At 45.9% G+C, this 2,102-nt stretch carries 2 protein-coding genes; one reads left to right on the forward strand and one right to left on the reverse strand.

Features of this window, described 5'->3' with window-relative positions; all coding sequences use genetic code 11:
• On the reverse strand, positions 1 to 1,100 hold a 1,100-nt coding region (locus AC5V8P_RS25265; RefSeq protein WP_495474023.1), incomplete at its 3' end, for a peptidase.
• Positions 1,101 to 1,410: 310 nt separating this feature from the next.
• On the opposite strand from AC5V8P_RS25265, the gene AC5V8P_RS25270 reads away from it, so the two are divergent.
• On the forward strand, positions 1,411 to 2,102 hold a 692-nt coding region (locus AC5V8P_RS25270; RefSeq protein WP_495474024.1), incomplete at its 3' end, for a phytoene desaturase family protein.

The following is a 2,102-nucleotide window of genomic DNA, read 5'->3' on the forward strand; positions in this document are numbered from 1 at the left end:
ATGGCAGCAACCATTTCTTCCGAGTTCTTAGGACTCACTGTCGTATCGTCTGCAGCATGAAAAGCCCAAATCGGAACATTTTTCAATACTTCAACGTGTGCAGGGTCAACAGGGGCATACATGTTCACCGCTTTTTCATAGTTGGTCAGACCAGCAATAGGTACGCCAGCAGCGAACAGATCAAGATTTTTTTCTAACAATCTCCATGTTCCCATGGCACCTTGAGAAATACCTACGATATAGATGCGGTTGGTGTCGATCGGATATTTCAGGGCCGTTTCACGTACCAAATCGGCAACAGCGCTGTTGCGCGGTTCATCTGCCCAAATAAATTTATGCTCCAGGTCAATCGGGCTTTGAGGAGCGATAACGAAGGATGGATGCTTGGCTTGCTGCTCCGGAGAAGCCCAGGTGACTGCACCAGCATTCGCTAGCAGGTTAACCCCGTTTCCATCACCGCGTTCGCCGTTTCCGTGCAGGAATACAACCAACGGGTAGGTTTTACCGGGCTCTACTTTAGGTTCAAATGTAAAATAGTTGAGTTTGAAGCCGGCTTTGTTTTCAAAAGTGTTTTTTTGGAAATCGTCTACAATGGGTGTCACTTTATCGGTTGCTTTTATAGCCTGTGCGGAGGCTGGAACGACTGTTTTCTTTGAAGTTGCAATATCCTTCTTTTGGCTAATGTAATAGTTCAACGGATTGATGCGGTTGACTGCGCTTGTTGAATCGTAAGTAAGGGTGCTTGCGTTTTTATCCTGTGCATCCAGCTCGATCACGACATATTTGCCATGAGTACTGCGGTTAGTGATGGCACCGGTATCGTTGGTATACACACCGGTCACGGTTCTGTCCGTGTATACATCATTGAGTACAGATTGAACCTGAAAGCTGGATGTGGACAGGGATGCTCCGTCAATATTGGTGCTGTATTTCAGGACAACGGCTGAAACAACCTCACCCAGAGGCTGTACCTCAGTAAGCAGGGTGGCCTGTGGTGCTGGAACATCGGCTGCTGCTGCGGCAGAGTTCGAGGATGGATAAAAGATCGTAAGCAGGAACACGAAAGATAGTAGAACAAGGGCGAAACGTCTCTTTTGCATAAGATAATCTCCTTTGTTGTTTTTTTTAAAGCGCTTACTATATGCTCAGGATGCCTGACTGTATGCTGTGGAACTCATACAAATCAAAAAAGGCAAACTCCGGGTACACAAGTGTACTCGGGTTTTGCCTTTTCAGTAACAATCCCACTTGAAGAATAGCATCCTCCCTGAAATCTGACAAGTGAAAGCGCTACATTTTTGAATGTTTTTATAAAAATATTTTCCTTCTCAACAGGGATACGGTAGTATATAATTTTCTTAACTTAACACTGTTAACTTATATAACGATGTTAACAAGGGAGATGAAATCATGAACCATTTTGATGTTATTGTCATTGGTGCAGGGCTGGGTGGATTGTCTTGTGCAGCAAGACTTACTGCACTGGGTTACCGGACAGCTGTATTTGAAAGTCATATTTTGGCTGGCGGCTTTGCTACTGAATTCACAAGAAAAGGATATACCTTTGATGTCTCCTTGCACGGCGTCGGCGGACTCGAAGAAGGCAGCTTCGGTCGAATGTTAAAGGAATGCGATGTGGACCAGCGAATCGTTCCTCTCCGCAAAAAGCACCCTTACTCGATCCGCTGGGAAGGGCAGATTATTGATATCCCGTCCGATGTGGAGGAATATATGCAGCTTCTCAAAGACATGTTTCCTGCTGAGATAGCAGCCATCGACAAGCTTTTCGCAGGTATTCGCCGTTTTGAAACGGGTTTCTCTGCTTATTCTTCCCTAACTTCCTGGCATAAGATAGTGGGTCTGCTCAAAGCAGGCACCTTCTTCCGCTGGACGCAAATGACCACTTGGGAGGCTATAAGTCAGTTTGGCTTATCTGACCGATTCACGGAATTTTTCACCGCCCTATGGGCTTATTATGGTTTGCCTCCAAAGCGGCTGGCGGCCTTGTATTTTTTCATTCCTTGGATTGGCTATCATTTGGAGGGAACGTATTACATTCAGGGAGGGGCACAGGCTTTATCCAATGCGCTGGTCGAGGCTTT

Source organism: Paenibacillus sp. N119s, from assembly GCF_059447605.1.